Genomic DNA, 7,519 nt, shown 5'->3' on the forward strand with positions numbered 1-7,519 from the left:
CCCTGCGGGAAGCTAAAGCTACATCCCCCTCATCCCCCTCACTCTCCACTAAAAACTATGCGAATTCCCACCGCAACTTATCGAATTCAGTTTACACCTGAGTTTAGCTTTGACAACGCTAGAGCGATCGCAACTTATCTGGCAGATTTAGGTATTTCCGATTTGTATGCTTCCCCGATTTTCAAAGCCCGAACCGGGAGTACACACGGCTACGATATAGTAGATGCCACTCAACTAAACCCAGAACTGGGAACTAATGAATCCTTTGATGCATTGGTTGATAAAGTTCAATCCCTTGGTATGGGCTGGTTACAAGATATTGTCCCCAACCACATGTCTTATACCAGCGAAAACCCTTACTTAATGGACGTATTGGAACACGGGCCAGATTCCAGTTATACCGACTACTTCGACCTTTCTTGGAATGCTCCCTTTGGCGATCGCCAAGAGCGAATTCTAGCACCGCTACTGGGAGACTTCTACGGCGTATCCTTGGAAAACGGACACATTCAACTACAATATGAAGAAAACGGTTTAACTGTAAACTATTACAGCTTGAAACTGCCACTGCGGTTAGAGTCTTACACAAAAGTTATCATTCATAATCTGGGTAAACTCACGCGCACACTGGGACGCAATCACCCCGATTTTATTAAATTATTGGGGATTCTCTACATTCTCAAAAATGTGCCTTCAGAGGTGGCGGGAAAACAGCGACAAGACCAAATCGCATTTATTAAAGGATTGGTTTGGGAAATCTACACCACAAATGATGCCATCCGCGAGTTCATTGATGAAAATATCAAAACTTTCAATGGAGAAGCGGGTAATTCCGAAAGCTTTAACCTCCTAGATGATTTACTGAATGACCAGTTTTACCGTCTCGCCTTCTGGAAAGTTGGGGCGGAGGAAATGAACTACCGCCGTTTCTTTACAGTTAATGAACTGATTTCAGTGAAAGTTGAAGAATTGCGCGTTTTTAATAACACCCACAGCTTCATTCAGAAGTTAGTAGAGGAGGGCAAATTTACAGGTTTACGGATTGATCATATTGATGGACTTTATAACCCAATCCAGTATCTCGAAAGGCTGCGGGAAAAAACGGGTGATGTTTATATCACTGTGGAAAAGATTTTAGAACTCACAGAAGACCTGCCGGAGAATTGGGAAATTGAAGGAACATCAGGATATGACTTTTTAAACTATGTAAATGGGGTATTTTGTCAAACAGAAAATCAATCCCAGTTCGATAAAATCTACTATAACTTTATCGGTTCCAGAGTAGATTATTCAACCATTGTCAAGGAGAAAAAGCACCTGATTTTAGAAAAGAATTTAGCAGGGGATATTGACAATTTGGCACTTTTGTTAAAGAATGTTTCCAGCAAATATCGCTACGGAAATGATTTTACACTGAATGGGTTAAAAAGAGCGATCGCCGAAGTTTTGACACTGTTCCCGATTTACCGTACATATATTACACCCGATGGAATTGGAGAAAGCGATCGCGCTACCATTCAAGAAGTAATTCGCCAAGCCAAAGAACAAACGCCCCTATTGCACCATGAACTGACCTTTATTGAAAAGTTAATGCTGCTAGAGTTTGATAATTCTCTGACTCAAACAGAACGTGAGCAGTGGATATATTTTGTCTTGCGAATGCAGCAATACAGTGGTCCGCTAATGGCCAAAGGCGTAGAAGACACGACATTATATGTTTATAATCGGTTGCTGTCGTTGAATGAAGTTGGAGGAAATCCCGGTCATTTTGGGATATCAGTAACCAAATTTCATGCCTTTAACCAACAGCACCAGATAAGCTGGCCTCACACAATGAACACCACAGCCACCCACGACACCAAACGCGGCGAAGATGTCCGTGCGAGGTTGAATGTCCTCTCAGAAATCCCAGAGGAGTGGGAACAGCAGGTAAATACTTGGAGCGCCATGAATCGGGGAAATCGTAGCCATCGCCAGGGGTTTGCTATGCCCGATCGCAACGATGAGTATTTTCTCTATCAAACCCTGGTGGGGGCGTTTCCCTTTGCCGAAGCAGAACATACATCCTTCGTGCAACGGATGAAAGACTATATAATTAAAGCAATTCGAGAAGCCAAAGTTCACACAGCATGGTTGCGACCTGATAGCGAGTACGAAGAAGCTTGTACTTCCTTTATTGAGAAAGTACTTGATCCTGCCATCTCCGGGGAATTTCTAGAAGTTTTTCGTCCCTTTCAACAGCGAATTGCAGACTATGGGATATTCAATTCCCTTTCCCAAACTCTACTAAAGATTACCGCACCCGGCGTACCCGACTTTTACCAGGGAACAGAACTTTGGGAACTAAGTTTAGTTGATCCAGATAATCGCCGTCCCGTAGATTTTGAACAAAGACGTACTTACCTAAGCGCCATCCGCGAACAGGTAAAAACAGATATTCTCGGACTAATTCAGGAGTTACTCAACCACAAAACAGACGGCAGAATCAAACTATTTTTAACAGCTCAACTACTCCAAGCCAGAACAAACTACGTCTCATTATTCCAGGACGGCGACTATTTACCGTTAAAAGTTGAGGGAACCTACGCCAATCACATTATCGCCTTTGCGCGGCGTGAAGGAAATCAAACAGCGATCGCCATCGCACCTCGCTTTTTAACCAGCCTCATCCAGCCTGGACACAATCCCATAGGCGAGTTAATTTGGCAAGATACACATTTGCAATTACCCCCTGGAACATCCCTGACTTGGAAAAACGTCCTAACTCAGCAACCCTTACAGACTAAAGAAACATTATCTATCGCAACCGCCCTCGCCCATTTTCCAGTCGCCCTATTAATTAGTAGTGCCGAGTAAAAAGAATAAATCCTTCTCACCCAGAGGCGCACAGAAAACCCCATAAAACCTCTGCGGTTTCCTCTGCGTTCCTTTGCGTTAAAAAAAAATTGAAAATATGACCACTCCGCCAACATTCACCACCGCACAAATTGACACCGTGCGATCGCACATCAAAAAAACGTGGAAAACCTTAACGCGATCGCACGAACATCTATTACAATCAGCCAAAGATACCAAACTAGACCACGAAACCGAGACTCCTTGGCTCGTCTACATTTCGCCTCAAGAAGATTGTCCCAACGTTCAGACTATTTTAGAGCGATCGCTATCTCCCAAGGATATGCAAAGAATTGAAATTCGCACTTTACCATCAGAAGTCGAAGCAATTAAAGAGCATGGATTATTATACCTACCAGGGCCTTATGTCGTACCCGGTGGGCGCTTTAACGAAATGTATGGCTGGGACAGCTACTTTATCTTACTGGGACTTTTGCGCGATGAAGAATGGGAGCTAGCGCAAAGCCAAGTAGACCAACTACTATACCAAGTGCAGCATTATGGCACCATCCTGAATTCCAACCGGACTTATATGCTGTCGCGATCGCAGCCTCCAGTCCTCAGCATGATGGTTTTGGCCTTATTCCAGCACACCCAAGATGAAGAGTGGTTGAAGTCAGCCGTACCGCTCCTAGAGCAATTTTACTATTATTGGGTAGTACCGCCCCATCTAAATGCGGCAACAGGCTTATCTAGATTCTATGCCTTAGGGGAAGGAGCCGCGCCAGAAGTTTTGTTCTCCGAGCGGGATGAGGAGGGAAAAAGCCACTACGATCGGGTCAAGGAATATTACCAAACCTTTGAAGTTAAAGATTATGATGTGAATCTTTACTACGACCGCGAAAATGACGAACTGACCAATCTATTTTACAAGGGCGATCGCACCATGCGCGAGTCCGGTTTTGATATCACCAACCGATTTGGCCCTTTCAGCGCTGATATCCTCCACTACGCTCCTGTGTGCCTCAACAGTTTGCTGTATCAGATGGAACAAGATTTGGCGCAAATTAACCAGATTTTGGGGAAAGAAGAATTGGAGCAACAATGGCGCGAGCGTGCAGATATCCGCCGCGATCGCATCGATCAGTATCTCTGGGATGAAGAACAGGGAATATATCTCGACTATAATTTCCAGAGTGGAGAACGCCGCCGTTACGAATTTGCTACCACATTTTATCCTCTGTGGCTGGGAATTGCTTCTCCAGCCCAAGCCCAACGTGTTGCGGAAAATCTTTCTTTGTTTGAAGCCCCAGGCGGAATTTTTACCAGTACTCGTGTCACCGGAAACCAGTGGGATGCGCCCTTCGGTTGGGCACCACTGACGTTAATTGCCGTCTTGGGACTTCACCGCTATGGGTATCATCCAGAAGGCGATCGCATTGCGAATAAATTCCTAGCTATGGTAATTAAAGAATTCGGGCGTCACAACACCATAGTTGAGAAATATGATGTTGAACGTTGTTCTGCCAACGTCTCCGACGACATCTCCTTTGGATATAGTTCTAACGAAATTGGCTTCGGCTGGACAAATGGAGTTGTTCTGGAACTTTTAGCAGCCCGTGGGAAAAAAGTTTAAATAAAAAGGCGTGAGTTTTTTCCTCATGCCTTTATCTTGGCAAAATTCGATTAATCTCTGCTCGAAAAGCCACCCCCAAAGAAAGGAGAACCTACTATGAGTATCTCGCCCAATCGACTTAAAGAACTTCAAAATATCCCTGATACAGCGATTGATACTTCAGATATTCCTGAATTAGATCAGCAATTCTGGGAAACAGCCAAAATGGTAAAACCTGTTAGCCAAGAAGCCACATTAATTCAACTAGATCAAGATATTCTGGATTGGTTTAAAAGCAAAGGAAAAGGCTACCAATCTCTAATTAACTCTGCTCTCCGCTCTTATATTGAGGATAATTCATCCCGATAACGCCTTACCTTACTGGCTCGTATCAAATCACCAGGAATAATCACAATGGTTCAATCAGCCCCAAAAGTTCTCACCGTTGATGAATTTATTAGCTGCTACGGTGAGTGCGATCGCTACGAACTAATTGATGGTGAATTAATTGAAATGGAACCAACCGGACCACACGAGCAAGTCTCTGCATTTATAGGGCGAAAACTGAATGTAGAAATTGATCGTCAGGATCTAAGCTACTTTATCCCTCATCGCTGTCTAATCAAACTATTAGGAACAGAAACAGCTTTTCGTCCCGATGTAATTGTGTTAGACCAAACTCAATTGATTAATGAACCATTGTGGCAACAGCAACCTGTAATTACATCAGGAAACTCAATCAAACTGATTGCTGAAATTGTCAGCACGAACTGGCAAAATGATTACGCCCGTAAGGTTGAAGATTATGCCCTCTTAGGAGTGATTGAATATTGGATTGTTGATTATCTCGGCATTGGTGGCAGAGAATATATTGGCAAACCCAAACAGCCAACGGTGACAATTTGTACCTTAATAGAGGATGAGTATCAAAAACACTTGTTTCAAAACAACGATCAACTTATTTCTTCAATCTTTCCCAACTTGCAACTAACAGCACAACAAATCTTTACGGCTGGGCGATCAGTGATTGAGTGAAATAGTATAAGATGCGGTCAGATTTTATAATCTAACGATACGGATGACACCAGAAGACGCACGACAATACGCACCAGCAACCCAGGGCAATAGCGAACCAATTATAGAAGTACTTTTACAAGTGTTGCCAAAGAGTGGCACGATATTGGAAATAGCAAGTGGTACTGGCGAACATGCAGTATTTTTTGCCCCCAAGCTCAGTTCTCGTTCGTGGCTGCCAACAGATCCAAATCCCCAATTACGAGCCAGCATTACTGCATGGGCTGAACACATTGGCTGTGATAATCTTTATCCACCGCTTGAGCTTGATGTCAGAGAACCAGTTTGGGCAGTGGAGAATCCTGCATTTGATTGGCTTAATAATCAGCCAATTGTGGCGATCGTCAACATCAATATGATTCACATTTCACCGTGGTCAGCCTGTCTAGGATTAATGGCAGGGGCAGGTCGGATCTTACCAGCAGGAGGTATCCTCTATTTATATGGGCCTTTTAAACAAGGTGGAGAACATACAGCAGCGAGTAATGCAGCTTTTGACGAATCTTTACGCGCCCAAAACCCAGAGTGGGGTGTACGTAACTTTGATGATGTTGTCGCAGTCGCTAGCGCCCAAAATCTTACCTTGAAACAGACTTACCAAATGCCAGCAAATAATCTTTCAGTAGTGTTTGAACGTTCTGGTAATGAATAATTCCTACAGAACCAGTCTACTAACCCAGACATGATATTAGAAGTTAAGAGTTAGGAATAAAATCCATAACTCCTAACTCTTGTACAGACGCGATTAATCGCGTCTCTCCTAACTCCTAACTCTAAATTAAAGCTTTTGCAACAACTCCTGAGTTAACTGAAAGAACGCTTTTGAACCAGCTGATTGGGGAGCAATTAAAACAGCTGGCATAAAACTATCAACAGCCTTAGCAACATTGACATCAACTGGAATTTGTACCTTACAAATTTTTTCTACACCAAAATCTTCAACAACCCGGTGCATGACTTGTTTATAGTATCTGCCAGTCAGAAGGTTAGCGCTAGACATACTAAATACAATTCCCAGCATTTTTATATCTATCTTGCTTTCATGTCCGTGACTATCCTTTAATCGGGCAATCCGTCTTTCCAGCAGTTGAATACCTACTACAGATAAAGGTTCTGGTTTAGCAGGAAGTATGTAGAAATCGCTGGCGGCTAAAGCGCTACGAGTCAATAGATTATAGCCAGGCGCACAATCAAGAAGGATAAAATCATATTCTTGACGTACTGGTTTTAAGATGTTATTAATCAGGACTCTTTCAAAGCGATTCCAAATCATTTCAAAGTCCTGTTCACCCAAAGCAGTTGCTTGTTTATGCAGCATTTCTGAGACAACAAATTCATCATACAAGTCGATATCTCCTGGTAATAAATCCAGTCCGGGAAGATTACAAACCGGGGATTGAATGATATCTTGAATTGTCAGTTTTGCTTGTGCCTCTGGATTGATAACTTCGTCTATCAGATACCTAAATGTTTTACTTTGTTTACGACGCTTGGCAAAATCTAAAGGCGACATTAAACTAAGTGTGGCGCTAATTTGGGTGTCTAAATCAAGGACAAGCACCCGCTTGCCATGATTTTTAGCTAAACAGGTAGCTAAATTGACAGTGAGGGTGGTTTTACCAACGCCACCTTTCATATTTGCAGTAGCAATTACATATCCCATTGGTTGAGTCCTCTGTTGACGCATTCCCATCTAGGTAGCGTACAACGATCGCGAACTATTTAATCTTCCATTAAATTTAATATTTTCCGAAACTTATTTGTAGGCGTTGAGCTAGGTGACACGATTTAACGTGTCGCGGAAGTCCCCACCTTCTGGTGCGTCCGCTACGCGAACAATGTACTCTAATGGTAGGTATTTATTGTGAGCACTTCGACCGCACTCAGTGACCACGAGGGAATGTTCGCGTTGGCGGAGCCTCTCGTAGAGAAGCGTCACGAAGTGAGGATTGCATCTGGAATTGATTTTTTACTTGGTAAAAAATCAATTCCAGA

General features: G+C 43.1%; 6 protein-coding genes. 5 read left to right on the forward strand and 1 reads right to left on the reverse strand.

Features of this window, described 5'->3' with window-relative positions:
• The first annotated feature begins 57 nt into the window (after positions 1-57).
• The 5 genes from treY to ACYTXL_RS26905 all read left to right on the forward strand — a co-directional run bounded on the left by treY (position 58) and on the right by ACYTXL_RS26905 (position 6,176).
• Positions 58-2,856 (forward strand): malto-oligosyltrehalose synthase, encoded by a 2,799-nt coding sequence (treY, locus tag ACYTXL_RS26885; protein WP_461927357.1) that lies wholly within the window; start codon positions 58-60, stop codon positions 2,854-2,856.
• Positions 2,857-2,953: 97 nt separating this feature from the next.
• Complete coding sequence (locus tag ACYTXL_RS26890) at positions 2,954-4,471, forward strand: trehalase family glycosidase (RefSeq protein WP_461927358.1); 1,518 nt, start codon at positions 2,954-2,956, stop codon at positions 4,469-4,471.
• Positions 4,472-4,567: 96 nt separating this feature from the next.
• Positions 4,568-4,819: a BrnA antitoxin family protein gene (locus ACYTXL_RS26895; RefSeq protein ID WP_461927359.1), complete on the forward strand. Its 252-nt coding sequence runs from the start codon at positions 4,568-4,570 to the stop codon at positions 4,817-4,819.
• A 45-nt stretch (positions 4,820-4,864) separates the two neighbouring features.
• Entirely contained in the window at positions 4,865-5,485 is a 621-nt protein-coding gene (locus tag ACYTXL_RS26900) for a Uma2 family endonuclease (protein ID WP_461927360.1), read from the forward strand.
• A 43-nt stretch (positions 5,486-5,528) separates the two neighbouring features.
• A complete protein-coding gene (locus ACYTXL_RS26905) occupies positions 5,529-6,176 on the forward strand; it encodes a DUF938 domain-containing protein (RefSeq protein WP_461927361.1) in 648 nt (215 codons plus the stop codon).
• A gap of 126 nt (positions 6,177-6,302) precedes the next feature.
• On the opposite strand, the gene ACYTXL_RS26910 is transcribed toward ACYTXL_RS26905, so the two are convergent.
• On the reverse strand, positions 6,303-7,187 hold the full coding sequence (locus ACYTXL_RS26910) for a ParA family protein (RefSeq protein ID WP_461927362.1): 885 nt from the start codon (positions 7,185-7,187) through the stop codon (positions 6,303-6,305).
• Between the last annotated feature and the right edge of the window lie 332 nt (positions 7,188-7,519).

This window comes from Nostoc sp., assembly GCF_054880495.1.